Annotated in this window: 26 protein-coding genes; 19 read left to right on the top strand and 7 right to left on the bottom strand. The window is 71.0% G+C overall.

All coding sequences use genetic code 11. From position 1 onward, the window contains the following. Nucleotides 1-64 precede the first annotated feature (64 nt). The 4 genes from FK529_RS07420 (at nucleotide 65) to FK529_RS07410 (ending at nucleotide 2,922) form a co-directional block, all read left to right on the top strand. The gene (locus tag FK529_RS07420; protein ID WP_231702980.1) at nucleotides 65-832 is read left to right on the top strand and encodes a glycerophosphodiester phosphodiesterase family protein; all 768 of its coding nucleotides are present in this window, start codon (nucleotides 65-67) and stop codon (nucleotides 830-832) included. Next, nucleotides 799-1,086 (top strand): glycerophosphodiester phosphodiesterase, encoded by a 288-nt coding sequence (locus FK529_RS20525; protein ID WP_231702979.1) that lies wholly within the window; start codon nucleotides 799-801, stop codon nucleotides 1,084-1,086. Before FK529_RS07420 ends, FK529_RS20525 begins: the two co-directional genes overlap by 34 nt. 127 nt (nucleotides 1,087-1,213) lie before the next feature. Beyond that, on the top strand, nucleotides 1,214-1,969 hold the full coding sequence (locus FK529_RS07415; RefSeq protein WP_146560345.1) for a YdcF family protein: 756 nt from the start codon (nucleotides 1,214-1,216) through the stop codon (nucleotides 1,967-1,969). 128 nt (nucleotides 1,970-2,097) lie between these two features. Further along, nucleotides 2,098-2,922, top strand: a complete 825-nt coding sequence (locus tag FK529_RS07410) for a VOC family protein (protein WP_146560344.1) — start codon at nucleotides 2,098-2,100, stop codon at nucleotides 2,920-2,922. Between the two features lies 1 nt (nucleotide 2,923). Here the strand turns inward: FK529_RS07410 and FK529_RS07405 are convergent, their stop codons facing one another. Together FK529_RS07405 and acnA are read right to left on the bottom strand one after the other, a co-directional pair. Next, nucleotides 2,924-3,493, bottom strand: coding sequence for a TetR/AcrR family transcriptional regulator (locus tag FK529_RS07405; protein ID WP_146560343.1), 570 nt, complete (start codon nucleotides 3,491-3,493; stop codon nucleotides 2,924-2,926). Between the two features lie 76 nt (nucleotides 3,494-3,569). Beyond that, nucleotides 3,570-6,386, bottom strand: a complete 2,817-nt coding sequence (gene acnA / locus FK529_RS07400) for an aconitate hydratase AcnA (protein ID WP_146560342.1) — start codon at nucleotides 6,384-6,386, stop codon at nucleotides 3,570-3,572. 167 nt (nucleotides 6,387-6,553) lie between these two features. On the opposite strand from acnA, the gene FK529_RS07395 reads away from it, so the two are divergent. From FK529_RS07395 to FK529_RS07360, 8 genes are all read left to right on the top strand, one after another. Further along, nucleotides 6,554-7,210 (top strand): Rv1476 family membrane protein, encoded by a 657-nt coding sequence (locus FK529_RS07395; protein WP_146560341.1) that lies wholly within the window; start codon nucleotides 6,554-6,556, stop codon nucleotides 7,208-7,210. A 241-nt stretch (nucleotides 7,211-7,451) separates the two neighbouring features. After that, nucleotides 7,452-8,975: a C40 family peptidase gene (locus tag FK529_RS07390; RefSeq protein WP_146560340.1), complete on the top strand. Its 1,524-nt coding sequence runs from the start codon at nucleotides 7,452-7,454 to the stop codon at nucleotides 8,973-8,975. Between the two features lie 9 nt (nucleotides 8,976-8,984). Beyond that, entirely contained in the window at nucleotides 8,985-10,160 is a 1,176-nt protein-coding gene (locus tag FK529_RS07385) for an AAA family ATPase (RefSeq protein ID WP_438947185.1), read from the top strand. A gap of 2 nt (nucleotides 10,161-10,162) precedes the next feature. Then, nucleotides 10,163-11,134 (top strand): DUF58 domain-containing protein, encoded by a 972-nt coding sequence (locus tag FK529_RS07380; protein ID WP_146560338.1) that lies wholly within the window; start codon nucleotides 10,163-10,165, stop codon nucleotides 11,132-11,134. 1 nt (nucleotide 11,135) lies between these two features. Next, nucleotides 11,136-12,119, top strand: a complete 984-nt coding sequence (locus tag FK529_RS07375; RefSeq protein WP_146560649.1) for a VWA domain-containing protein — start codon at nucleotides 11,136-11,138, stop codon at nucleotides 12,117-12,119. A 75-nt stretch (nucleotides 12,120-12,194) separates the two neighbouring features. Beyond that, complete coding sequence (fabG1, locus tag FK529_RS07370; RefSeq protein WP_146560337.1) at nucleotides 12,195-12,920, top strand: 3-oxoacyl-ACP reductase FabG1; 726 nt, start codon at nucleotides 12,195-12,197, stop codon at nucleotides 12,918-12,920. Between the two features lie 75 nt (nucleotides 12,921-12,995). Next, a complete protein-coding gene (gene inhA, locus FK529_RS07365) occupies nucleotides 12,996-13,838 on the top strand; it encodes an NADH-dependent enoyl-ACP reductase InhA (RefSeq protein ID WP_146560336.1) in 843 nt (280 codons plus the stop codon). After that, on the top strand, nucleotides 13,835-14,848 hold the full coding sequence (locus FK529_RS07360; protein WP_146560335.1) for a ferrochelatase: 1,014 nt from the start codon (nucleotides 13,835-13,837) through the stop codon (nucleotides 14,846-14,848). Before inhA ends, FK529_RS07360 begins: the two co-directional genes overlap by 4 nt. A 26-nt stretch (nucleotides 14,849-14,874) precedes the next feature. Here the strand turns inward: FK529_RS07360 and FK529_RS07355 are convergent, their stop codons facing one another. After that, nucleotides 14,875-15,651: an Rv1486c family protein gene (locus tag FK529_RS07355; RefSeq protein ID WP_146560334.1), complete on the bottom strand. Its 777-nt coding sequence runs from the start codon at nucleotides 15,649-15,651 to the stop codon at nucleotides 14,875-14,877. A 99-nt stretch (nucleotides 15,652-15,750) separates the two neighbouring features. Here FK529_RS07355 and FK529_RS07350 point away from each other — a divergent pair, with 99 nt between their 5' ends. The 4 genes from FK529_RS07350 (at nucleotide 15,751) to FK529_RS07335 (ending at nucleotide 18,986) form a co-directional block, all read left to right on the top strand. Continuing rightward, nucleotides 15,751-16,572 (top strand): DUF3097 domain-containing protein, encoded by an 822-nt coding sequence (locus FK529_RS07350; protein ID WP_146560333.1) that lies wholly within the window; start codon nucleotides 15,751-15,753, stop codon nucleotides 16,570-16,572. Nucleotides 16,573-16,606: 34 nt separating this feature from the next. Beyond that, complete coding sequence (locus tag FK529_RS07345) at nucleotides 16,607-17,227, top strand: TetR/AcrR family transcriptional regulator (protein ID WP_146560332.1); 621 nt, start codon at nucleotides 16,607-16,609, stop codon at nucleotides 17,225-17,227. A 68-nt stretch (nucleotides 17,228-17,295) separates the two neighbouring features. Then, a complete protein-coding gene (locus tag FK529_RS07340; RefSeq protein ID WP_146560331.1) occupies nucleotides 17,296-18,225 on the top strand; it encodes an AurF N-oxygenase family protein in 930 nt (309 codons plus the stop codon). Then, nucleotides 18,222-18,986, top strand: a complete 765-nt coding sequence (locus FK529_RS07335; RefSeq protein WP_146560330.1) for a DUF4873 domain-containing protein — start codon at nucleotides 18,222-18,224, stop codon at nucleotides 18,984-18,986. Before FK529_RS07340 ends, FK529_RS07335 begins: the two co-directional genes overlap by 4 nt. A 1-nt stretch (nucleotide 18,987) precedes the next feature. Here FK529_RS07335 and FK529_RS07330 read toward each other — a convergent pair whose 3' ends face one another. Further along, a complete protein-coding gene (locus FK529_RS07330) occupies nucleotides 18,988-19,866 on the bottom strand; it encodes an alpha/beta fold hydrolase (RefSeq protein ID WP_146560329.1) in 879 nt (292 codons plus the stop codon). An 85-nt stretch (nucleotides 19,867-19,951) separates the two neighbouring features. Here FK529_RS07330 and FK529_RS07325 point away from each other — a divergent pair, with 85 nt between their 5' ends. Continuing rightward, complete coding sequence (locus FK529_RS07325; RefSeq protein WP_146560328.1) at nucleotides 19,952-20,383, top strand: NfeD family protein; 432 nt, start codon at nucleotides 19,952-19,954, stop codon at nucleotides 20,381-20,383. 27 nt (nucleotides 20,384-20,410) lie between these two features. Beyond that, nucleotides 20,411-21,703: an SPFH domain-containing protein gene (locus tag FK529_RS07320; protein WP_146560327.1), complete on the top strand. Its 1,293-nt coding sequence runs from the start codon at nucleotides 20,411-20,413 to the stop codon at nucleotides 21,701-21,703. 25 nt (nucleotides 21,704-21,728) lie between these two features. Here FK529_RS07320 and FK529_RS07315 read toward each other — a convergent pair whose 3' ends face one another. Genes FK529_RS07315 through FK529_RS07305 form a run of 3 tightly spaced genes read right to left on the bottom strand, consistent with a single transcriptional unit; the run spans nucleotide 21,729 to nucleotide 24,111 of the window. After that, complete coding sequence (locus tag FK529_RS07315) at nucleotides 21,729-22,298, bottom strand: hypothetical protein (RefSeq protein ID WP_146560326.1); 570 nt, start codon at nucleotides 22,296-22,298, stop codon at nucleotides 21,729-21,731. Then, complete coding sequence (locus FK529_RS07310; RefSeq protein WP_146560325.1) at nucleotides 22,295-22,894, bottom strand: hypothetical protein; 600 nt, start codon at nucleotides 22,892-22,894, stop codon at nucleotides 22,295-22,297. The genes FK529_RS07315 and FK529_RS07310 overlap by 4 nt, the downstream gene beginning before the upstream one ends. A 56-nt stretch (nucleotides 22,895-22,950) precedes the next feature. Next, entirely contained in the window at nucleotides 22,951-24,111 is a 1,161-nt protein-coding gene (locus FK529_RS07305; RefSeq protein WP_146560324.1) for a TDT family transporter, read from the bottom strand. A 71-nt stretch (nucleotides 24,112-24,182) separates the two neighbouring features. On the opposite strand from FK529_RS07305, the gene FK529_RS07300 reads away from it, so the two are divergent. Beyond that, nucleotides 24,183-25,091: a LysR family transcriptional regulator gene (locus tag FK529_RS07300; protein ID WP_146560323.1), complete on the top strand. Its 909-nt coding sequence runs from the start codon at nucleotides 24,183-24,185 to the stop codon at nucleotides 25,089-25,091. The last annotated feature ends 21 nt before the right edge of the window (nucleotides 25,092-25,112 follow it).

The raw sequence follows: 25,112 nt of genomic DNA, 5'->3' as shown, positions 1-25,112 counted from the left end.
TATCGGGGCGCCCGTCACCTCGCGGACAGGTCGGGTTCACCGTGGCGGCCTAGCGTGCGGCGGTATGAACCTGCGCCGCCTGTCGATCGCGTCCGTGACCCTCGCGCTGCTGCTCGGGGCGGCTCCCGTCGGGGCGGCGCCGCGCACCGTCGACCTGCAGGCGCACCGGGGCGGGCTCGGCCTGCAGACGGAGTCCACACTGGAGGGCTTCTCCGAGGCGATGCGGCTCGGCGTCACGACGCTGGAGCTGGACACGCAGGTGACGAAGGACCGGAAGGTCGTGATCACGCACGACCGGAAGGTGGACGCGAAGAAGTGCGTGGACACCGCGCCCGCGACGCCGGGCGACCCGCAGTACCCGTACGTCGGTAAGTACGTGCGCGACCTGACCTATGCCCAGATCCGCACCATGAACTGCGGGTACGAGAAGGCGGCCCCGTCGCAGCGGGTGGTGGCCGGCGCCCGCATCCCGGAGCTGCGGGAACTCTTCGACCTCGTGCGCGAGCGTCGCTCGCCGGTGCGGATGAACATCGAGACCAAGGTGGAGGCCGGTGCACCGGCGGAGACGGCGCCGCGCGGCGAGTTCGTGCGGACGGTGGCGGGGGAGATCACGCGCTCCGGCCTCGCCCGGCAGGTCACGATCCAGAGCTTCGACTGGACGGCGCTGCGGGAGATCGGGCCGCTGCTGCCCGGCGTGGGCTGGTCGCACTCACCAACGGCGAGCAGTTCCTGCAGACCGGCAAGCCGGGCGCCTCGCCGTGGCTCGGGCTCGACGTCGATTCCTACGGCGGGGATTGGGTGCGGGCCGCGAAGGAGACGATTCCGGGGCTGACGGCCGTCTCGCCGGTGCAGGGCGACCCGCAGGACGGCGGCATCGGCGAACCGGACTTCGTGCGGTTCACCACACCGGAGCTGATCCGGCGCGCGCACGATCTCGGACTGCAGGTGATCCCGTGGACGGTCAACGACCCCGCGACGATGCGGGCGCTGCTGCGGGACGGCGCGGACGGTCTGATCACCGACTACCCGGATCGGGCGCGGGCGGTGTTCCGCGAGCTGGGGATCGCCCTCCCCGCATCCTCGTAGGCAAGCACCGACCGCGCTCCCGGCGTGCCCGGACGTGGCACCGAGCACGAATCATCATTCACGTGTGCAACACACGACTCAGTGGTGTAGTTTCCCACCGATAGACTCATTTGTCACGGAGGGCAGCATGCGTGTCTCTGGTTTCTTCCGCTCGATCGCTTCGCTCACGGCCGCTGTTGCCGTCGCCGCCACGCTGGCGACCGGGACGGCGGGGGCGGCACCGTCGACCTCGACGGCGTCCCTGACCGACCAGGCGATCGACCGCCAGGCCGCGGGCGACACCGCGGGCGCGCAGGCCGCCATCAATCAGATGCCGATCGACCAGGCGCAGAAGGTCGTGGCGCTGATGACCAACGTCAACAAGGCGCTCACCTTCCCGCTCACCGATCAGGTGCCCGGCGGCGTCGCTCCGGGCACCGCGATCGTGATCCTCGGCTACGGCCTGGAGGACAACGGCGCGCTGCGCCCGATCCTCGTCGAACGGCTGACCAAGGGGCTCGCCGTCGCGCAGGCGTACCCGGCGTTTCCGATCGTCGTGACCGGCGGCGCGCCGAAGGCAGGCAAGACCGAGGCCGCGGCGATGAAGGAGTGGCTGCTCGCGCAGGGCGTCTCCGGCACGCGCATCTACACCGAGGAGAGGGCGGGCTCGACCCAGGGCAACGCCATCAACACGGCGGCCCTCATGCGGCAGAACGGCTTCGGCAACGGCGCGGTGCTCGTCACCTCCGCCGACCACACCCGCCGTTCGGTCGCCGACTTCCTCGTCGCGGGGATCACCCTGCAGGCCGTGGTCGCCTCCGACGCCAAGATCCAATCCGGGCCGATGTCCGCCAGCGGCGTTGCGGGCGTCTACCGGGACGCGCGGGGCGTCGCCAAGATCTGAGCCCGACGGTGCCGCGGGCGGGTTCGTCGCCCGGTCACGGTGATCGGCTTCGCGGCCGAATCTGCGATCGCAATCAGATGCGGGGCGAACGCTGGAACTTGTCGACGCGGTGTGCCACGGTTATCGGCATGACCGCGTACAACGCGCCGCTCGGCGGCCCCGTGTGGATCGATCTCATGACCTCGGACGTCGAGCGGGCGGTGGACTTCTACGGCGCCGTCTTCGGCTGGAAGGCCGATCCGCCCAACGAGGAGTTCGGCGGCTACCGGAACTTCCGGCAGGACGGAAACCTCGTCGCGGGCGTGATGTCGCCGCCCGACGGTGGCGGCGGCCCCGGCGACGTCTGGTCGACCTACCTGCGGGTCGCGGACGCGAAGGCGTCGCTGCGCGCCGCCACGGACGCGGGCGCCTCCCTCGTGGTCCCGGTCGTCCCCGTGGGGGAGCACGGGCGTTTCGTGTACATTATCGATCCGGTGGGCGCCGCGATCGGACTCTGGGAGCCGGCGCAGCACAAGGGTTTCGTCGAGCGAGCCGTGCCCGGCACGCCGTACTGGTTCGACTGCATGAGTCGCAGCTACGACGCGACGAAGGCCTTCTACCGCGACGTCTTCGGCTGGAGCACGGTGGAGGTCGGAAGCGGCGGCGCGGAGGGGTCGTTCGGCCCCGACCGCTACAGCCAGGTGTTCGCCGGTCCGGAGGGGCAGCAGGAGGCGGTCGCCGGCATCATGGACGCGGCTCCCCTCTTCGACGCCGGCATCTTCGGGGACGGCATGCCCTCGTTCTGGCAGATCTACCTCACCGTGGAGGACACGGCCGCCGCCGAGCAGCGGATCGTGGCCGCGGGCGGCGAGATCCTCCGCGCGGCCGAGGTGACGCCGTGGGCCACCATGGGCTCGGCGAAGGACCCGGGCGGCGCGGTCTTCCTCTACGCGACGCCGCCCGCGGGCAGGTAGCTCAGTCCGCCGGCCGGCGCACGCTCGCCTCGACCAGATCGAGGACGGCCTCGAGGCCCGCTGTCGGGCGGCCCGAGGCGAGGTGCGTGACCAGGCCGTCGAGCACGAGATCGAGGTAGCCGAGGATGACGTCGGTGGGCAGGTCGTCGCGCAGCCGGCCGCGCTGCTTCTGCCGTTCCAGGCGGCGGAGCGTGGCGTCGGTGAGTTCTGCGCTGCGCTCGGTCCACTCGGCGCGGAAGTCCCCGTCGTTCTTGAGCCGGCGGGCGATCTCCAGCCGGGTGCCCAGCCAGTCGAAGCGCTCGGGGTGGCTGAGCATGTCGCGCATGACCTGCACGAGGCCCTCCTCGGCGGCGATATCCGCCATCCGTTCCGCGTCCTCGCGGGCCAGCGCCAGGAACAGCGCGTCCTTGTCGCGGAAGTGGTGGAAGATCGCCCCGCGGGAGAGGTCGGTCGCGGCTTCGAGCCGCCGGACCGTGGCACCGTCGTAGCCGTACTCGGCGAAGCACGTCCGCGCCCCGTCGAGGATCTGACGGCGCCGGGCGGCGAGGTGATCGTCGCTCACCTTGGGCATGTGGATGCTCCTGATAACGGGAACGGCGGGCCCGGCCGCTGGGGCCGGACCCGCCGTCACTGGTCGAACTCTGCGATCAGCTCTTGACCATGTTCCGCAGCACGTACTGCAGGATGCCGCCGTTGCGGTAGTAGTCGGCCTCGCCGGGGGTGTCGATGCGGACGACCGCGTCGAACTCCACCTTCGTGCCGTCCGTCTTGGTGGCGGTCACGTGCACCGTCTTCGGGGTCACGCCCTTGTTCAGCTCCGTGATGCCCGCGATGTCGAAGGTCTCGGTGCCGTCGAGCCCCAGCGACTTCCAGGACTCGCCCTCCGGGAACTGGAGCGGGACCACGCCCATGCCGATCAGGTTCGACCGGTGGATGCGCTCGAAGGACTCGACGATCACGGCCTTGACGCCCAGGAGGCTGGTGCCCTTGGCCGCCCAGTCGCGCGACGAGCCGGAGCCGTACTCCTTGCCGCCCAGCACGACGAGCGGGACACCCGCGGCCTGGTAGTTCTGCGATGCGTCGTAGATGAACGACTGCGGGCCGCCCTCCTGCGTGAAGTCGCGGGTGTAGCCGCCCTGCGTGCCCTCGAGGCCGATGGTGTCGAGCACCCGGTTCTGCAGGCGGATGTTCGCGAACGTGCCGCGGATCATCACCTCGTGGTTACCGCGCCGCGAACCCAGCGAGTTGTAGTCCTTGCGGGCCACGCCGTGGGAGTCGAGGTACTGCGCGGCGGGCGTGCCGGGCTTGATCGGGCCCGCCGGGCTGATGTGGTCGGTGGTGACCGAATCGCCCAGCAGCGCCAGGACGCGGGCGCCCGAGATGTCGGAGACGGGCTCCGGCTCCATAGTCATGCCGTCGAAGTACGGCGCCTTGCGGACGTACGTCGACTTCTCGTCCCACTGGAAGGTGTCGCCCTCGGGGGTGTCCAGGTTCTGCCAGCGGTGATCACCCGCGAAGATGGTCGAGTAGGACTTGCGGAACATGTCCTGGCTGATGGCGTTCTTGATCGTGTCGTCGATCTCCTGCGCGGACGGCCAGATGTCCTTGAGGAAGACGTCGTTGCCGTCGTGGTCCTTGCCCAGCGAGTCGGTCTCGAAGTCGAAGTCCATCGTGCCGGCGAGGCCGTAGGCGATGACCAGCGGCGGGGAGGCCAGGTAGTTCATCTTCACGTCGGGCGAGATGCGACCCTCGAAGTTGCGGTTGCCCGAGAGCACCGCGACCACGGTCAGGTCCTCGTCGTTGACGGCCTTGCTGATCTCCTCGGGCAGCGGACCGGTGTTACCGATGCAGGTGGTGCAGCCGTAGCCGCCCAGGTAGTAGCCGAGCTTCTCGAGGTACGGCCACAGGCCGGCCTTCTCGTAGTAGTCGGTGACGACCTGCGAACCGGGGGCCATGTTGGTCTTGACCCACGGCTTGGTGGTCAGGCCCTTCTCGACTGCATTGCGGGCGAGCAGCGCGGCGCCGAGCATGACCGACGGGTTCGAGGTGTTGGTGCAGGAGGTGATGCCCGCGACCACGACGGCGCCGTGGTCGAGGATGAACTCGCCGCCCTCGCCCTGGACGCGCACCGGCTTGCTCGGGCGGCCCTCGGCGCCGTTGGCGGCGGACTGCACGTTGACCGCACCGTCGTCGGCGAAGGACAGAGCGGCGGGATCCGACGCGGGGAAGGACTCCTCGACGGCCTCGTCGAGCTGCGTGTGCGTGGCCGGGTGCTGGTCCTCGACGTAGTTGTGGATGTCCTTGCGGAACGCGGCCTTCGAGTCCGAGAGCGCGATGCGGTCCTGCGGGCGCTTCGGGCCGGCGATCGACGGCACGACGGTGCCGAGGTCGAGCTCGAGGTACTCGGAGTACGCGGGCTCACGATCGGGGTCGTGCCACATGCCCTGCTCCTTGGCGTACGCCTCGACGAGCGCGAGCTGCTCGTCGGTGCGGCCGGTCAGGCGCAGGTAGTTGATGGTCTCGGCGTCGATGGGGAAGATCGCCGCGGTGGAGCCGAACTCCGGGCTCATGTTGCCCAGGGTCGCGCGGTTGGCGAGCGGCACCTCGGCGACGCCCTTGCCGTAGAACTCGACGAACTTGCCGACGACGCCGTGCTGACGCAGCATGTCGGTGACGGTGAGCACCACGTCGGTGGCGGTGACGCCCGGCTTGATCTCACCGGTGAGCTTGAAGCCGACGACGCGCGGGATGAGCATGGAGACCGGCTGGCCGAGCATGGCCGCCTCGGCCTCGATGCCGCCGACGCCCCAGCCCAGGACGCCCAGGCCGTTCTGCATCGTGGTGTGCGAGTCGGTGCCGACGCAGGTGTCGGGGTAGGCCTGGCCGTGGCGGGTCATGACGACCGGCGCGAGGTACTCGATGTTGACCTGGTGGACGATGCCCATGCCCGGGGGGACGACCTTGAAGTCGTCGAACGCGCCCTGGCCCCAGCGCAGGAACTGGTAGCGCTCGCCGTTGCGCTGGTACTCGAGGTCGACGTTCCGCTCGAGTGCGTCGGCCGTGCCGAAGAAGTCGAGGATCACCGAGTGGTCGATGACCATGTCGGCGGGGGAGAGCGGATTGACCTTGTTCGGGTCGCCGCCCAGGGCGGTGACGGCCTCGCGCATGGTGGCGAGGTCGACGATGCAGGGCACGCCGGTGAAGTCCTGCATGATCACGCGCGCCGGGGTGAACTGGATCTCGACGCTCGGCTCAGCCGAGGGGTCCCAGTTCGCCAGGGCGTTGATGTGATCGGTGGTGGTGTTCGCGCCGTCCTCGGTCCGCAGCAGGTTCTCTGCGAGGACCTTCAAGGCGTAGGGCAGCTTCTCGGTGCCGGGCACGGCGCTGAGGCGGAAGATCTCGTACGACTGATCGCCTACCTCGAGCGTGCCGCGCGACGAGAAGGAATCGATGCTCTTGCTCACGTCAGCTCCACTCAACGTTGTGGTGTGCACCGACGGGCTGTGTCGGTGCCTGGAGTCAATATTACAGTACGCTTGTCCTGTGAGGGTTCCTGGGGCTGAACTCTCCCAACGCTGCTCATTGTGCCTCGTTCCGGGCGTGGCCGCGGGCGTGTCGTACTGTGAGGCGCATGGGCCCGCTGCCGATTCTCACCGAAGTGCCGACCGACGTGGATCTGTCCGCGCTCCAGGCGGATCTCGCCGCCGACGGCGTCGCCGTGCTCAACCCCGCGCACGTCGCTGCGGTGCCGCAATTGGTGCAGGTCGTCAAGGACGCCCGGGCGCAGGGGATCGAGAACTTCCAGGTCGTCGTCCTCGCGCACGACTACATCCCGGATACGTCGCTCCGGGACCTCGGCAGCGAACTCGGTCGGCGGATGGACGCCGATGCCGAGCATCCGTTGACCGTCCTCGTGATGTCGCCCAATCAGGTGGCGGGCTACTCCACGCAGCTCTCTCGCTACCAGATCGAGAAGGGGCAGGACGGCCACACGGGCCGGCTCACGCTCAACAACCCGCCGAAGGCCGCCGAGGACTTCGCCACGATCGCGAACGGCGCGACCTTTCCGTGGACGGGCTTCACCGTCGGGCTGATTCTCATCGTCGCCGCTCTCGCGGGATGTGCGCGCGTGGTGACGCGCCGCCGCAGCCGCGCCGTGGACGCCGCACGGCGGGCCGCCGCGGGCGGTCCCGCCCCCGCCGCAGTCGGTGCGGATCGCGCCACCGGTCGGGCCGCTGAGTCCGGGTCCGAAGAGAATGGCGGCTCCACTGTTCCGCGGAACGGATAACGCACATTCATTCGAAATTCCAGCTGTGTTATTAGTTGCAGCTGTCCGATTCGAACAGAATTCGATCTAGCCTGATTCGCGCTGGTCAGAGCGTCAGTTCGGCTACTCACACGAGTGTAATTTGTGAATCGTGTTTTCTAACGTTGCAAAAGTGCCGTACGGTACATCTGAAGCCAATGTTGTGCGTGTTGCCCACGCGTACTCATCGGGTATGAACCAGTCTTGAGATGAGGGAGACACCTTGAGGCGTACGGCACACCCCGCCAGGAACCTCGCTGCGCGGTCGTTGCTCGCGGCAGTCGCCACCGGGTCGCTGGTCGTCGGCACCGTCGCCGGCGCGGGCTCGGTCTTCGCCGAGCCCAACGGACCCGACGCGAACCCCGCCAACGTCGTCGCCGCGCTCGTCGACCGCATCGCGCAGGCGGACCAGCGCATCGCGGACCTCCGCGGCGACGTCGCGACGAAGCGGCAGTCCGTCAACCGCGCCGTCGTGGATCTGCAGTCCGCCCGCGACGCGGCGAACGCCGCCACCGGCGCGATCGCCGTGTCCGAGACCGCGGTCAAGGATTCGGACGCGAAGATCAAGACGGCCCAGGCCACCTTCGATCAGGTGGTCCGCGCCGCGTACGCGCAGGGCAACAGTGCCGGCGCCCTGGTGAACACCCTCGGCGGGAACGATCCCGGCGAGGCCGTGGACCGGGCGACGACGCTGCGCATCGTCGCCGACAAGCAGAAGGCCGCCCTCGGAGACCTCCAGGCCGCCAAGACGCGCGCCGAGGCCTCCCGCACCGCGGCGCGCGCCGCCAAGGTCCAGGCCGACGCTGCCACCGCCGCCGCGGCGGAGCGCAAGACCTCGGCCGAGGACTCCATCACGCAGACGGTGTTGGCACTGAACACGCAGGAGCAGGCCCAGACCGCGCTTACCGCGCAGCGCGAGCTGGCACAGCGGGCGCTCGACCAGGCCAAGCGGGCCGACGACCGCGCCGCGCAGCAGAAGATCTACGCGCAGTACGTCGTCGACGAGCAGCAGACCCAGCAGATCGCCGCCCCGGCGGCACCCGCGGCGCAGCCGGCGGCCCCTGCAGCCCCGGCAGCACCCGCGGCGGGGGCAGCGGCCGCTCCCGCGGCTCCGGCTGCCCCGGCCGGCCAGGCTGCCCAGGCCGGCACCATCAACCCGGCGGACCCGCTGGCGGCGGCCCGGAACTTCGCGCAGAGCATCGTCGGCCAGGCGTCGTCCCTGTTCTCGAACCCGTTCGGCGCCGTGACGGGGCAGGCGGCCCCCGCCGCCCCGGCCGCGCCCGCCGCACAGGCGCCGGCCGCCACCGCCGGCTCGAGCGGCGCGCAGATGATCGACACGGTCGTCCAGCGCGGTATGTCGGTCATCGGCGTGCAGTACGCGTGGGGCGGCGGCACCTGGAACGGCGCGACCAAGGGCGTCCGCGACGGCGGCGTCGCCGACAGCTACGGCGACTACAACCGCATCGGCTTCGACTGCTCGGGCCTGATGGCCTACATGTACGCGGCCGTCGGCATCGCGCTGCCCAAGTACTCGGGGTACCAGTACACGACCGGCAACAAGGTGCCGATCAGCCAGCTCAAGCGCGGCGACATGGTCTTCCGCGGCCCGGGCGGCACCCAGCACGTGGCGATGTACCTGGGGAACAACCAGATCATCGAGTCGCCGCAGTCCGGCGGAGCGGTCCGCATCGCCCCGTTCGACGCCTCGACGTTCCTCTCGCAGGCCGTCCGCGTGATCAACAGCTGACCGCGAGCCATTCAGTACGCTCGTGGTAACGGGCCGCCGCGGTCCGGGATCGGACGGGCCCCGGCGGGGCCGGGGGAACGAACGACGAAGGGGAGTTGCGTGACGCACTCACAGGGGCAGGACGTCGCCTCGAGCGACGAGGTCAAGCTGCTGGAGCGGGCGGTCTACGAGGTCAAGCGCGTGATCGTGGGCCAGGATCAGCTCGTCGAGCGGATCCTCGTGGGCATGCTCGCCAAGGGACACGTGCTCCTCGAGGGCGTCCCCGGCGTCGCCAAGACGCTCGCGGTCGAGACCTTCGCCACCGTGGTCGGCGGCTCCTTCTCCCGCATCCAGTTCACGCCCGACCTGGTGCCCTCCGACCTCGTCGGTACCCGCATCTACCGGCAGGGCAAGGAGCAGTTCGACACGGAGATCGGCCCGGTATCCGCGAACTTCCTGCTCGCCGACGAGATCAACCGCGCGCCCGCCAAGGTGCAGTCCGCCCTCCTCGAGGTCATGGCGGAGCGGAAGGTCTCCATCGGCGGCCAGACCTACCCGATGCCCGACCCCTTCCTCGTGCTCGCGACGCAGAACCCCATCGAGAACGAGGGCGTGTACCCGCTGCCCGAGGCACAACGCGACCGGTTCCTGTTCAAGGTCGTCGTCGGCTACCCCTCCGTCGAGGAGGAGCGGGAGATCGTCTACCGCATGGGCTCCGTGCCGCCCGTGCCCTCGCAGGTCCTCGACCCCGCGTCGGTGCAGCGCCTGCAGCGCGCCGCGAGCGAGGTCTTCGTGCACCACGCGCTCGTCGACTACGTGGTCCGCGTGATCGCCGCGACCCGCACTCCGCGCGAGTACGGCCTCGACGACGTGGCCTCGTGGATCACCTACGGCGCCTCGCCCCGCGCCACCCTCGGCATCGTCGCCGCGGCGCGCGCCCTCGCGCTGCTGCGCGGCCGCGACTACGTGGTGCCCCAGGACGTCGTCGAGATCATCCCCGACGTGCTGCGCCATCGCCTCGTCATGAGCTATGACGCGCTCGCGGACGAGATCACCGCCGACCAGGCGATAGGCCGCGTGCTGCAGACCGTCGCGCTGCCGCAGGTCGTCGGGCAGCCCGTCCCGCAGCAGGCGGCCCCCGGCCCGCAGCAACAGGCGGCGCCCGCGCCGCAGCAGTTCGCGCCCGCGCAGCGGCCGCAGGGCTGACCATGCCGGCCACCCCCTCCGGCCCGCCTCCCGGCCCCGGAACCCGGCGCAGCCCGCTCCCGAGCTTCGCCGGCGGCGAGGTCGACGAGACCCGCATGCAGGCGTCGCTGAAGATGCTCGAGCTGCTGGTCCGTCGGCGGCTGGACGGCGTCCTGAAGGGCGATCACCAGGGACTGCTCCCCGGCCCCGGCTCGGAGCCGGGGGAGTCCCGCCCGTACACACCCGGCGACGACGTGCGCCTGATGGACTGGTCGGTCACCGCGCGCACGACGCATCCCCACGTCCGGCAGATGATCGCCGACCGCGAGCTGCAGACCTGGATCGTCGTCGACCTGTCCGCGTCGATGGACTTCGGTTCGACGGGCGGCACGAAACGGGACCTCGCCGTCGCCGCGACGGCGGCCGTCGTGCACCTGGTGAGCGGCGCCGCGAACCGCGTCGGCTGCATCGTCACGAACGGCGCCCAGCTCGTGCGCGTGCAGCCCAAGGCGGGGCGGGCGCACAAGCAACAGGTGCTCAAGGCCGTTGCCGCCGCGCCCCGCGCCGTCGAGGGCACCCGGGGCGACCTGCGCATCGCGCTCGACGCCCTGCGCCGGCCCGAACAGCCGCGCGGGCTCGTCGTGGTGATCAGTGACTTCCTCGGCGAGGTGGACTACGTCCGCGAGCTCCGCGGCATCGCCGCGCGGCACGAGGTCCTCGCGGTCGAGGTCCTGGACCCGCGCGACGTCGAGCTCCCGGACGTCGGCGAGATCGCGCTCCGCGACGCCGAATCCGGCGCCGTGCGCGAGCTCACCGTGACCCCCGAGCTGCAGCAGCGGTTCGCCGCGGCGGCGCAGGAGCACCGCAAACAGGTAGCCCGCACGCTGCGCGGAGTGGGTGCGCCGGTGCTCGAACTGCGCACGGACCGCGACTGGCTCGCCGACATCGTGCGGTTCGTCGCCGCGCGCCGACGTGGATTGGCTGGTGCTTCCTGACATGGGCGGACTGACCTCGCTCGCCACCCCGGTCTGGCTGCTGGGCATTCTCGTCGTGCTCGCCATCCTGGCGGGGTACGTCTACAACGAGCGGCGGCGCAGCAAACGGGCGCTGAAGTTCGCGAACATGTCCGTGCTCGACTCTGTGGCGCCGCCCGGGGCCAACCGGTGGCGGCACGTGCCGATCGCGCTGCTGAGTATCGGCATGATCCTGCTCATGGTCGCGCTGTCCGGGCCGCAGGCGATGCGGAAGGTGCCGCGGAGCAAGGCCACCGTCGTGCTGGTCGTCGACGTCTCGCTGTCGATGCAGGCCACCGACGTCAGCCCCAACCGGCTCGCCGCCGCCAAGGAGGCCGCGAAGAAGTTCGTCGGCGAGCTCCCGCAGGGCATGAACCTCGGCATCGTCTCCTACGCCGGCACCGCGCAGCTGCTGGTCTCGCCCACGCCCGACCGCACGCTCGCGACCAACGCGATCGAGCACCTCGAGCTGGCGCAGCGCACCGCCACCGGTGAGGGCATCTACGCGGCGATCCAGTCGATCAAGAACATCCGTGACGTGCTGGGCGGCAAGGACGCCGCGCCGCCCGCGCGGATCATCCTCGAGTCCGACGGCAAGCAGACGGTGCCCGTCGACCTCGACGACCCACGCGGCGGGTTCACCGCCGCCCGCAAGGCGAAGGAGGAGGGCATCCCCATCTCGACCATCTCCTTCGGTACGCCCAACGGCACCGTCGACATCGAGGGACAGAGCATCCCCGTTCCCGTCGACGACGCCTCCCTCAAGCAGATCGCGGACCTCTCGGGTGGGCAGTTCTTCTCCGCCTCGTCGCTGAGCGATCTCAACGACGCCTACGGCACCTTGCGCGACGAGATCGGGTGGGAGATGCAGAAGGGTGACAACTCGCGGATCTGGGTGCTCTGGGGCACCGGGCTGCTGGTGCTCGGGGCGGCGGGCGCAGTGATCTTCAACCGGCGTCTGCCATGACCGAACCGGATCCGGCGACGACTCGCGTGCCCGGAGATTTCCCGGGTCGCGAGCGCGATTGATACGTTGTCATCCATGTCGACTTCTGAATTCACGCCCCGGTCCGTCCTCGTCACGGGCGGCAACCGCGGTATCGGCCTCGCGATCGCGCAGCGCCTCGCCGCCGACGGCCACAAGGTCGCGGTGACGCACCGCGGCTCCGGCGCGCCCGAGGGTCTCTTCGGCGTGCAGTGCGACGTGACCGACACCGAGTCGGTGGACGCCGCGTTCGCAACGGTGGCCGAGCACCAGGGCCCCGTCGAGGTGGTCGTCGCCAACGCCGGCATCACCGAGGACACGCTGCTCATGCGCATGAGCGTCGAGAGCTTCGGGAAGGTCGTCAACGCGAACCTCACCGGCGCCTTCCGGGTCACCAAGGCCGCCACGCGCAACATGCTCAAGAACCGCTGGGGCCGCTTCATCTACCTCGGCTCCGTCGTCGGCCTGATGGGCACGCCCGGCCAGGCCAACTACGCCTCCTCGAAGGCCGGCGTCATCGGCCTCGCCCGCTCCGTCACCCGCGAGCTCGGCGCCCGCAACGTCACCGCCAACGTCATCGCCCCCGGCCTCATCGACACCGACATGACGCGCGACCTGCCCGCCGAGTACGTCGAGGGCGCCGTGAAGCAGGCCATCCCCGCGAAGCGGATGGGCCAGCCCGAGGAGGTCGCGGCCGTGGTCTCCTTCCTCGCCTCGGACGACTCCTCGTACGTCTCCGGCAACGTCATCAACGTCGACGGTGGCCTGGGCATGGGCCACTAGGCCCGTACCCGTTCCCCGACGGCGCACCGTCGCACCAGCCCTGCAGCATCGAAGAAACTTGAAGGAGGCACGTCCGTGACCGGACTGCTCGAAGGCAAGACCATCCTCATCACCGGCATCATCACCGATGCCTCGATCGCCTTCTCGGCCGCCAAGGTGGCTCAGGAGCAGGGCGCCAAGGTGATCATCACCGGCATTCCGGAGCGGCTCCGCCTGATCGACCGGATCGCCAAGCGCCTCCCGCAGGAGGTGCCGCCGGCGATCCCGCTCGACATCACCGACGAGGAGTACCTCGGCGGCCTGGCCGACAAGGTCCGCGAGCTCGCGCCCGAGGGCATCGACGGCGTGCTGCACTCCATCGCCTTCGCGCCCCGCACCCTCATGGGCCCGGACGCGCTGCCCTTCCTCGAGGGCCCCGGCCCCGACGTCGCGAAGTCCTTCGAGATCTCCGCCTGGAGCTACGCCTCGCTGGCCCGCGCCGTCCTGCCCGTCATGAACGAGGGCGGCTCCATCGTGGGTATGGACTTCGACCCCCGCACCGCGATGCCCGACTACAACTGGATGGGCGTGCAGAAGGCCGCCCTCGAGTCGGTGAACCGCTACGTCGCCCGCGAGGTCGGCTACGCCAAGAAGATCCGCTCCAACCTGGTGGCCGCCGGCCCGATCAAGACCCTGGCCGCGAAGGCGATCTCGGGCACCGCGACCGACGACGCCAAGAAGCTCAACATGCTCAACCAGTACTGGGACGGCGCCTCGCCCATCGGCTGGAACGTCGACGATCCGGAGGTCGTGGGCAAGAGCATCTGCGCGCTGCTCTCCGACTGGCTGCCCGGCACCACCGGCTCCATCGTCTACGTCGACGGCGGCGCCAGCCACAACACCTGGTTCCCCGAGGAAATGATCAACGCACAATCGTGACCCACGATGCGCTGCTCGTGTTGTCCTTCGGTGGGCCCGAGCACCCGGACCACGTGCGACCGTTCCTCGAGAACGTCGTGCGTGGGCGTGGGGTACCGCCTGAGCGGCTCGACGCCGTCGAACAGCACTACCAGCGGTTCGGCGGCGTTTCGCCGATCAATGAGCAGAACCGCGCCCTCATCGCGGCGGTCTCCGAGGAGTTCGGACGCCGGGGCCGGGAGCTCCCCGTGTACTTCGGCAACCGCAACTGGCACCCGATGGTCGAGGATACCGTCGCCCAGATGAGGGACGACGGCGTGCGCGATGCGCTCGTCTTCACCACCTCGGCGTGGGGCGGATTCTCCGGCTGCCGGCAGTACGACGAGGACATCGCCCGCGCTCTCGCCGCCGTCGGGGCCGGCGCGCCGCGGCTGACGAAGCTCCCGCAGTTCCACGATCAGGAGCTGTTCCTGGAGTGCTTCGCCGATGCCGCCCAGGCCGCCCTGTCGACGGTGCCACCGGGGTCGCGGCTGGTGTTCACGGCGCACTCGATTCCCGAGGCCGCGGACGTCAACGCCGGGCCGCCCGGCGTGTCCAATCTGTACTCGCGGCAGGTGCGTGACGCGGGCGCGAACGTCGCGGCCCGGCTGGGCGTCGCCCACGACGTCGTCTGGCAGTCCCGCTCCGGCCCGCCGCAGGTCCCGTGGCTCGAACCCGACATCTGCGACCACATCCAGGCGCTGTGGGACCAGCGGGTACCCGGCGTGGCGGTCGTGCCCATCGGCTTCATCTCGGACCATCTCGAGGTGATCTGGGACCTCGACACCGAGGCGAAGGATCTCGCGGCCGAGCTGGGCTTGCCCTTCGCCCGCGCCGCCACCCCGATCCACGATCCGCGGTTCGCCGCGATGGTCGCGGACCTGGTGGACGATGCCGATGCGGGCCGATCGACCGGGCTGGGCGTCAGCGTGGACGGCGCGTCCTGCGTCGAGGGCTGCTGCCCCGCGGTGCGGCGGCCTGCCCGCGCGTAGGCGTCACCGCGCCGTCGGGACCGGGATCAGCTCCGGAGTTCGTCGCGGCAGACCGCGTTGACCGCGGCCACCCGCGCGGCGCGGACGGTGCGCCACAGGTCGCGGTAGGCGGCGTCGCCGCCCTGCGCAGAGGCGAGAGTCAGGCCGGCGTACGGGTTCTCCGCGCCCGCGACCAGCAGGATCGCCTCCACCATGCTGGCGCTGTCGAGCACGCGATGCGCGCGCTCGGTGGCGCCGCGCGGCAGGCGGTGCGCGCCCAGGTAGCGGGTAAGTTCCATCACTACGCCCCGCGGGTCCGATGCGTCGTCGGGCGCGGGCGGCAGGCTGGCGAGCGCCGACGGTGCCTCGCGGACCGCGTGCCGGAGCGCGTGCTCGGCGGCGCCGAGGGAGACCGGATCCGGATCGACCAGGGCCGGCTCGTGCAGGAAGGCCTGCCACCGCATCACGTCGGCGGCCTCGGGCGTCGGCACGAGGGCGATCGTCGCCGCGGCGCCGTCGAACAGCACCACCTCGCCGCGCGCCATCGCCGCCTGCTCGAGATCGGTGCCCGCGGGCAGCCCCCGGGCGTCCCCTGGTGCGGGCAGCAGCAGCCGGACGGCGTGCGGCTCCAGGGCGCGGATCTCCGCCAGCAGGTCGGGGAGGTCGCCGTCGACGACGGACTGCACCGGTGCCCACTCGCCGAGCGCCGCGAGCAGCTCGTCCGTGCCCGCCGAGCCCGCCAGCCACGCCGCGGACCACACCGCGAAGCCCTGAGCGGGCCCGGCGGTGGCGCGGCGGGCGAGGGTGGTGACGGGGGAGCTCATGATCGTCCATCGTAGACGCGCCGACCGCGGGGGCACCGTCGTCGGGCACACGCTGCGCCTCACGCGGTTCGCGGGTCCCGCGCCGTAGAATCACCCGCCGTGGCGAACAGCTATGGAGACATCTATTCCGGGCACGCGAGCCGGAAGGCGCGCGTCGCGCCCGAGGTGCCCGCGGACCGCGACCTCGTCGTCGAGGACGCGGCCACCGGCTTCTGCGGGGCCGTCGTCGGCTTCGACAAGAGCTACGACGGGGACTTCGTCAAGCTCGAGGACGGCCGGGGCGCCGTCCGCGTCTTCGCGATGCGCAAGGCCGCCTTCCTCATCGACGGGAAGCCCGTCACCCTGGTCAAGCCGCGGGCGAAGGCACCGTCGGGCCCCACCCGCAGCGCTTCCGGCTCGACCCGGGTGGAGGGCGTGAAGGCGCGCGTCGCTCTGCCCAGCCGCATCTGGGTGGAGGGCATCCACGACGCCGCGCTCGTCGAGCGCGTCTGGGGCCACGACCTGCGGGTCGAGGGCGTCGTCGTCGAACAGCTCGAGGGGCTCGATCACCTCGGCGCCCGGCTCGCCGAGTTCCGGCCCGGACCCGGCCGCAAGGTGGGCGTGCTCGCCGACCACCTCGTCGAGGGCTCCAAGGAGTCCCGGATGACGCAGTCGCTGGGCGAGTACGTGATGGTGACCGGCCACCCGTTCATCGACATCTGGGCTGCGGTGAAGCCCGCCTCAGTGGGCATCGAGGCCTGGCCCGACGTGCCGCGCGGCGAGGACTGGAAGACGGGCACCTGCGCCCGGCTCGGCTGGGGCACCCCGCAGGACGGCTGGCGCCGCGTCCAGGGCGCCGTCACGTCCTTCCGTGACCTCGACGCCTCGCTCATCGGCGCCGTCGAGCGGCTCGTGGATTTCGTCACCGAACCCGCTTCCTGACCCGGCCGCGGGGGCGCGGTTGTAGAATCCGCAGGTGGCACCGACCCCGACGAAACCCGACACCCGGCAGCAGATCCTGCGCGCGGCGCTCGACTGGGTCGACGAGGCCGGGCTGACCCGGATCTCGATGGGCGCGCTGGCCAAGCGCGCGCGCCTGGCGCGAGCCACGCTCTACCAGCACTTCACCGGCAAGGATGCGCTGGTGGAGGCGCTGGTGGCCAGTGAACTGGACAAGTTCTACCGGCGGATCCACGACTTCGCCGACCAGATCGCCGACAACGACGAGCGACTGGCGTCCGGCTTCGGCTACGCCTACGCGTACCTGCGGGAACATCGCGCGCTGCAGCACGTTCTCGCCTCCAATCCCGCGTTGCTGCTGCCCTACATCACCGGCGACTCGCCCCAGATTCAGCAGGGGCGGCGCTTCTTCCTGGGGGAGATCCGGCGCGGCGAGTACCGCGACGGCGCCGACGTGCACGCATTCGCCGACTACTTCGTGCGCCAGCTGCACTCGCTCCTGCTGACCCCGCTCCCGGCCGTCGAGGGCATCACGGACGACGCCGATCACCGGGGGCCGAGCTCGGCGAACGTCGAGGCGGGCCGGCGGTACGCGCAGGCCTTCGTCCTCCCGGTACGCGCGACGATCGCTCAGTGACACGCCCCTGAACTGTTCGAATAGACAGTTCATTGCGAAGTGTCCGTCCGTGGTGTTACGTTCGCCACATGACCGATACGACTCTGCCCGAACGCACCCGAGGCTCCGACATCGATCGCTCACGCGACAGTGTCGCCGACCGGCTCCTCGGTGGTTCCGTCAAGCGCTCGTACGCGCCCGTCGTCGATATCGACTGGGACGCTCCGATCGACCCCGACAAATACTTCCTGCCGCCGCACATGTGCACCCTCTACGGCACGGACATCTGGAACGGCATGACCCGCGAGGAGCAGATCGCGCTCTCGCGCCTGGAGATGGTCAACCTGCTCTCGATGGGCATCTGGTTCGAGAACCTGCTCAACCGCCTGCTCCTGCGCGACCTGCTGGACAAGGACCCCACCTCGCGTGACGCCTTCTACTCGCTCACCGAGATGGGCGACGAGTGCCGCCACATGGTGATGTTCGGGAAGGTCATCGACCGTATCGGCGAGCGACCGTTCCGGCTGCGCGGCTGGCAGTTGGGCGTCGTGAAGTACGTTCTCGCCCCGGTGATCCGCGGCCAAGCCGTGTGGATCGCCGCCCTGGTCGGTGAGGAGATCTTCGACGCGCAGCAGCGGCAGATCAAGGACGACCCGGACCTGCAGCCGATCGTCGCGCGCCTCATGCAGATCCACGTGACCGAGGAGGCGCGGCACATCGGCTACGCCCGGGACGGCGCTCGCCGCGGCGTCGCCGACCGGAGCCGGATGCAGACCCTGATCGTCGGGAACATGCATGCCGGTGCGGCGTTCGGCTTCCGGATGCTGTTCGCCAACCCGCGCATGTACGCCCGCGCCGGCCTGGATCCGAAGGCCGCCTACCGCGCCGCGATCACCAACCCGCACCACATCAAGTCCAAGCAGGACGGTTTCCGCGATCTCGGCCGCTTCCTCGACTCCGTCGGCCTCATGGGCTCGTTCGCGCGGTGGTCCTGGAAAAAGGCGGGGTTCCTCGCGTGAGTGCGGAGGAGCAGCCGCGCGTCGTCGTCATCGGATCGCGCGTCCCCGGGGTCGACGGGGCCGTCGTGGCACCGTCGGACGTGTCGGGCCTGCGGTTCCGGCCCGATCGCGACGCGTGGACCCTTACCACAGCCGCGGGCGCGACGGACTACGACCTCGTGGTGCTCGCCGGCACCGCGGCCACGGTCGAGGTGCCCGTGCTGGATCCGCGCGTCGCTCCGCCCGGCGCCGTCGGACCTGCGGATGCTGACGGCGCCTACCTGGGCATGCTGGTCGACGGGGTGCCGAACCTGGTGCTCCTGGATGGCTCGAAGCTCCAACTGGAGACGCTGCAAGCCTGGCTGCGGTGGATGTACGCCGAGGCGGCGACGCGCCTGCTGTCGCGGCCCCCGGTCACCTCGCGGTGGATCCAGCGGGGCCGCCGCACACCGTCGAGGCCCGACCGGGACGCGATCGACCTGTCCAACGATCACGTGCGCGACGAGGGCGTCTACGCCGGCGAGGCGGTGTTCCGCTCCGGCGACTACGAGGCGGTCGCGGTCGTCCGGCTCGCCGGGCACCTCGAGCCGCTCGACGGCAACTACCACTGGTACGGCACCGTGGACGACGGGGACATCGGCGCAGCGCTCAAGAAGCTGCCGCGCGGCAGTGTGACGGTGTCCGTCGGCGGGGGAGAAGGATCACCCGCGATGGTCACCGACAAGACGGTGTGGGGCACCTACCGCCTCGTCGGTGTGGGTGCACCGCCGTACCCGCTCTGACTCAGCCCCGCCCGCCCGCCGGGCCGACCACGAGTCGGTGGACCTCGTCGACGATCAACGCCGGGTCGGTCAGCGGGACCTGGTGTCCCGAGTTCGCGGCGACGACGTGCCGGCCGGACGGCGAGGCCGCGGCGCGGCTGGCGTGTGCCTCGTTGACGCGTGCGCGGACCGCCTTCCCGAGGCCCCCGCTCTTCGCCCCCGAGATCACTGTGACGGGAAGGTCTCCCAGTTCGGGAGAGGACGCCCGCCACGACCGGAGTTCGGGATAGTAGGTCTTCAGTTCCTGCGCCATCGTCTCGACGGCGCGCGGGGTGGCGCCTTCGCGCGCGAGGTCGGCCCGCACATCCGCGGGAGCGCTGCGGAATAGGAGCCCGCCCAGTACCCGGACGATCCCGGTGCGCGCAAGAACCCGCATGAGCGCCGTTGAGATGGCTGCGCGCCGTTCGAGGTTGCCGCGGAACACATCCACCGCCGCCTCCTCCGACGGATCAACCAGGAGTAGCGCCGCGATCCGCTCCGGTCGCTGCGACGCTGCCAGACGTACGATCAACCCGCCCAGGCTGTGCCCGACCAGGACGAACCGGGTGCTGCTTCCGTTGGCGAGTCCGTCGAGGAGGTCGTTCAGATCATCGGCCATCCGACCGAACGTCCTGTCTTCGGCGTCGGGCCCGCTGCGGCCGAGCCCGGAGCGGTCGTACGCGACCGCGGGCGCGAAGGCGGCGACCGCGGGCTGTACCGCGCCCCAAGAGGATCGGGTCGCACCGGCGCCAGCCTCGAAAACCACGACAGGAGCGCCGTCCGGCCCGTCCAACACCGCCGCGTGCAGGCTCCTGCCGTCCCGCGTGTCCACGTAGCGACTCCGCCCCTGCGTGTGTGTCATGACCTCAGGCTAGCCGCGCGCACCGACAGAGAGCGTCGATGGCGCAGAGAGCGCCCTCCTGTCCGCTTTCTGGCAGGATCGAGGTATGGCAGCGGCGCTCTGGTTCATCGGCGCGATCTTGCTGGCCGTGGCGGAAACGGCGGCCGGCGAGTTCATCCTGCTCATGCTCGGCGGAGGCGCGCTCATCACCGCCGGCGCGACGGGCGTCTTCGATCTGCCGCTGTGGGCACAGGGCGTCGTCTTCGCCGTCTCCTCGATGCTGATGCTCGTCCTGGTGCGTCCGCCGCTGCGGCGCTTCGTCGAGAGCAAGCGGGGCGAGGCACCGTCGTATCTGGAATCGCTCCCCGGCACGAAAGCAACTGTGCTGCAATCCGTCTCGGGCGAAACGGGGCGCGTACTCATCGGCGGGGAGGAATGGTCCGCGCGGACGCCGTACGACGGCGTGCCGATCGCCGTGGGCGTGGAAGTGACCATCGTGGAGATCGACGGCGCGGTCGCCGTCGTGGTCGACAGCTGACTGAACGGGCAACGGAGAGGAAGAGGCATGGACGGCATAGGAATCGGACTGGTCGTACTCGTCGTACTGATCCTCGCGGCGGTGGTCGTGCTGATGAAGGCGCTGGTGCTCGTCCCGCAGGCTCAGGCGGCGGTGATCGAGCGGCTCGGCCGGTACACGAAGACGGTGTCGGGGCAGCTGGCGCTGCTGATCCCGTTCATCGACAAGGTGCGCGCCAGGGTGGACCTGCGCGAGCAGGTGGTCTCCTTCCCGCCCCAGCCGGTGATCACGCAGGACAACCTGACGGTGAACATCGACACGGTCGTCTACTTCCAGGTCACCCGACCCGAGGCCGCGGTCTACGAGATCAGCAACTACGTGGTGGGCGTCGAGCAGATCACCACCACCACGCTGCGCAACGTGGTCGGCGGCATGACGCTCGAGGAGACGCTGACCTCGCGCGAGAAGATCAACGGCCAGCTCCGCGGCGTGCTCGACGAGGCCACTTCCCGCTGGGGCCTGCGCGTCGCCCGCGTCGAGCTCAAGTCGATCTTCCCGCCCCCGTCGATTCAGGAGTCGATGGAGAAGCAGATGAAGGCCGACCGCGAGAAGCGCGCCACCATCCTCTCCGCCGAGGGACACCGGGAGGCGGCGATCAAGTCGGCCGAGGGTGACAAGGCCAGCCGGATCCTGCTCGCCGAGGGCGAGCGTCAGGCGGCGATCCTCTCCGCCGAGGCCGACCGCCAGGCCGAGATCTTGCGCGCCGAGGGCCGGCGGGCCGCCGCGTACCTGGAGGCGCAGGGCGAGGCGAAGGCGATCGAGACCACGTTCTCCGCGATCAAGTCGGGACGCCCGACCCCCGAGATGCTCGCCTACCAGTACCTGCAGACACTGCCGGAGATGGCGCAGGGCGACGCGAACAAGGTGTGGGTGGTGCCCAGCGACTTCAACGCCGCGCTCCAGGGCTTCATGCGCAACCTCGGCACGCCCGGGACCGACGGTGTCTTCCGGTTCGAGCCGTCGGAGGACGCGCCGGCGAGCGCGCCGGACATCGACACCGCCGGCTGGTTCGACACGCCCGATCCGGTCGCGCCCGTCGTCGTGACGAAGGACGAGGTCCCCGACGCACCGGTCGCCGCCGGTCCCACGGCGGCTGTGGCGCCCGATCCCGAGGCACTCACCTCGGAGACGACGCGCGAGCTCTCGTCGGACACCATCGGCGAGCTCCCGCGCACCCAGTCCCCGGGTCAGTTGGGGCAGGGGCACACGCGCTGGCAGAAACCCTCGCCCTACGAGGTCAAGCAGCCGGGTTACGCGCCGCCTCCGCAGCACGAGGGATGACACCGCGGCCGGGCCACGACGCCGGTCACCGGCCCAAGGCCACCGCGACACCGGCGCACGCGACGGCCCACAGCACCGATACGAACGTGCCGATGATGAATTGCTCCGCGGCGCCGGGATTACGCAGCTCCGGGTAGCGCGCCAGTCCCTTGGCGGCCACGATCACGGCGAGGCCCGCGGCGAAGTTCGCGAGCACGCACACCGCGATCGCGGCGCGTTCGAGCACCCCGATCGCGAGGCCGCCGCGGAGTGGCGACTCGGGGACCGGATCGCCGTCGGACTCCTCGCCGTCGCCCTCGCCCGCGGACGGTGCCGGATCCGGCGCGTCCTGCCCGGATGCGCCGGCGAGGGTGAATGCGGCGGTCACCAGGGCGCTGCCTCCCGCCATCGCGGCGACGACGGCCGCGACGCGGACGGCCGCGAGCCCGAAACCGGTGGCCGCCGGTGCCGCGAGCGCGACCACCGCGGCCGCCCCGACGAGCAGCGCGGGGACGGCCGCCGCCGCGATGCCGCCGGGCCCGTCGGTGCCCCGCCGGGCGACGATCACACCGGCGATCGCTGCCGCGAGCAGCAGCGCGACGACGACGCCGATCACGCGCCGGCCCCCGTGTTCGGCGCCGCCGCAGCGAGGAGTTCCACCGCGAGCGTGCGTCCTGCCGGCTCGACCGACCAGCCGGCCGCGGCCGCGCGCTGCGACGCGGCCTGCCGCGAGACGCCGAGTTCCGCGGCGGCCGCCGTGATCGACATGCCCGTGTTCAGCAAGGCCGTCACCTCCCGTCCCTCCCGTGATCTGCGGCCCACGATAAGCCCGAGCACCGACAGGATCGCCTCGGCGCGGCCGGCCGCGGCACCGTCGGGCCCTCGGACCTGCACGGGAACCGCCGCGCCCTTCGCGGCTTCGACCGCCTCCCGCGCCGCCTCGAAGGCGCGCCCCCGGCCCGCCCTGGTCTCGGCGGGGAGGGGCAGTTCGACGGGGCCGACGCCGAGGCCGATGCTCCAATGTCCGTCGGAGAGGAGCGCGAGTGCGGCATCCACGGCGACGGCGGCGTCGTCGGTGACCGCCTGCAGCTCGTCGCCGGCCGTGCGGTCGGGAGGGCGCAGCCACCGGAGGGGCGCCAGGAGTGTGCGCGCCGCCTCGACCCGGTCGGAGTCCGAGCGGCTGTCCCGCTGGTCGGCGGTGAGGACGATCATAGCGCAAGCGTAAGGGCTTGCTTAGGTCAAGCGCAAGGCTTTTGGCTTGCAGGGGTTCAACTCGCCAACGCGGGATGCCGCAACAGGGCCCCGCTCGCGAGGGCGCGGTGCACGGTCCCACGGGCGGTCACGATCCAGCCGGTCACCAGCCCGAGGAAGTAGACGATGGCGAGCACTGCGTATCCGGTGGCGCCGGTGGCGGCCCACATCGCGCTGAATCCGGTGGCGCAGGTGCCGACGGGGAAGGTGAAGGACCACCAGGTCAGTGCGTACGGCAGGCCGTCCGCGGTGCCCAGGGCGGTGCGGAGGGTGAGGGTCAGCGCCACCGCGGTCCACATCAGCACCGCCACCGTGACGGTCCAGCCGTAGTCGGTGCCGAAGCGCTGCAGCCCGGCGGAGAGGTCGCCGCCGACCGCGAGGTGGGCGCCGGCGCCGAGGCCGTTCGCCGCGGTCATCGACTGGCCGAGCGGGCCCAGCGCGATCCAGGCCGTCGGGACCATCGTGGGCGCCCACCGCGGCCCGCGCAGGAGGCGCAGCAGCACCGCGGGCAGCACGATCAGGGAGGCCAGGAGCGTGAAGGCGAAGCAGCCGTAGCTGAACCACAGCAGCGACGTGCGCACGACACCCTCGGCGGCGTAGGGCAGCAGGACCGCGCCGCCCGCCGCGGTCACCATGGGGGAGACGACCGGCATCAGCCAACCCGCGAAGGCGGCGTCCTCGCGGTAATGCCCACCACGGACCATGAGTACGGGGATCAGCAGGGCGAAGAACAGGCCCAGCACCGAGCCGATCACCCACAGGGTGGTGCCCAGGGCGAGGGCGGCGGTCGCGCCTATCCAGTCGCGGCCCACCAGCACCGCGCCGATACCGACGGTGAGGTAGGCCATCGCCATCGCTCCGTAGAAGTTCCCGGTCACGGGGTCGCGGTGATGGCGCCGGGCGAAAGCGGGGTACCGGATCCAGTGTGCGACGGTGCCGGCCGTGAGCACGGCGAGCAGCGCCGCGGCGAGCACCCACACCGCGGCGGCGGCCGGGCGCAGGCCCGGGACCTGCACGGGGAGGCCGACGGCCGCGTTCGCAATGATGCCGGTGCCCATGACCGAGGCGAACCAGTTCGGCGTGAGGTTGGAGACGACCTCCCACGGGCTGCGGAGATCGGCCAGGAGACCGGCCCGGGCCGGACGGGCGGCGCGGTTTCCGGTGGTCGTCGGGTGCATGACGACTACTCTGTCCCGGCCCCGGTGGGCACGGAACCCACAGGGTGTCGATATGTCTATAGACTCATTCTATGGAGACGCCATCGGTGGATTCGCTCCGCCTTCTCGTGGCCGTGGCTGACCTGGGATCGATCTCAGCGGCGGCGCGCGCGTGCTCGATCTCCCAGCCCAGCGCCAGCTCGCGCCTGCGTCACCTCGAACGACAGCTCCGGCTCGACCTACTGGACCGGCGCACCCAGGGGGCCGAGCTCACTGCCGAGGGCGCCGCGATCACCGAGTGGGCGCGGTCCGTGACCGCCGCGATGGACGCGCTGCAGACCGGAGCCGAAGCGCTCCGCTTCGACCACACCGTGCGCATCGCGTGCAGTCAGACCATCGCCGAATACCTCATGCCGGCGTGGCTCGCCCGGCTGCGCGAGTACACCGACGAGGCCGTGCACCTCACGGTCGGCAACACCGCGACCGTGATCGCCGAGGTCCGCGGTCACATCGCGGACCTGGGCTTCATCGAAGGCCCGACGGTGCCCGACGACCTCGCCTCGCGCGTCGTCCGGACCGACCGGATGGTGCTGGTCGCGGCGCCCGGTGACGCCCTCGCCCGACGCGGCGCCGACCGGCCCGTGACCGCGGCGGAACTCGCCGAGCTGCCGCTGGTGACGCGGGAACCGGGGGCCGGTACCCGCGATGCCCTCGAGGCCGCGCTGCGGCAGGTGGGCCTCGAGCCGGATGCGCGGTCCATCGCCCTCGGCACGAACGCTGCCGTCAAGATCATGGTCGCCGCCGGCGGACCGGCCGCGGTCCTCAGCGAGCTCGCGGTGGCCGCGGAACTGCGCGACGGCCGCCTCGTCGAGATCCCCACCGCGGGCGTCGACCTGCACCGATGCCTGCGCGCGGTGCGACGGAAGGACGCCGCACCGCGCGAGGTGGTCGATACGCTCACGGCCGTGGCGAGCGGGCGCGCCGCGGGGCCGCCACGCTGAGGAACGGACCCCCCGGCCCGG

The sequence above is a fragment of the Tsukamurella asaccharolytica genome (genome assembly GCF_007858435.1).
GTDB classification, from domain to species: domain Bacteria; phylum Actinomycetota; class Actinomycetes; order Mycobacteriales; family Mycobacteriaceae; genus Tsukamurella; species Tsukamurella asaccharolytica.
Note: the sequence above shows the minus strand (reverse complement) of the source record. Positions and strands in the feature narration are given on the sequence as shown.